Source organism: Erwinia sp. PME.40.26/001, from assembly GCF_055556675.1.
This window is the reverse complement of record NZ_JBVHNP010000045.1, coordinates 1-380: the sequence shown is the minus strand read 5'-3', so window position 1 is coordinate 380 and position 380 is coordinate 1. Positions and strand designations below refer to the sequence as shown.

Below are 380 nucleotides of genomic sequence, written 5' to 3'. Positions count from 1 at the left end.
GTCGCCGAACACCTCGCCGGAATCGACTCGTCTGTGGAACTGGCAATCGTGCCCCTGGGCACGGGGAACCTTCTGGCCCGCAACCTCGACATTCCCCTCAACGACCTGCCGGCCGCATTCACGCGCGCACTCACCGGGCAACCGCGTTCCGTGGACATGGGGTGGGTAGACGTCGAGCTTGCGGATGGCCATGAGCGCCACGGTTTCGTGGTGATGGTCGGGTTCGGGATCGACGCGCACATGATTGCCGAGACCAACGACGATCTCAAAGACAAAGCAGGCTGGCTCGCCTACGTCGAATCCCTCGGCCGGGCTTTGTCCGCCAGCGACATCGTGCCGTTCCATATCACCGCCGATGACCAGCCCGCCCGCGACGAAGA

At 64.2% G+C, this 380-nt stretch carries 1 protein-coding gene; it reads left to right on the top strand.

What is annotated here, in order from left to right:
- Positions 1–33: 33 nt before the first annotated feature.
- Positions 34–380, top strand: a 347-nt coding sequence (locus ACZ3HG_RS23140) for a diacylglycerol/lipid kinase family protein (protein WP_465334638.1), incomplete at its 3' end; no start/stop codon positions are given.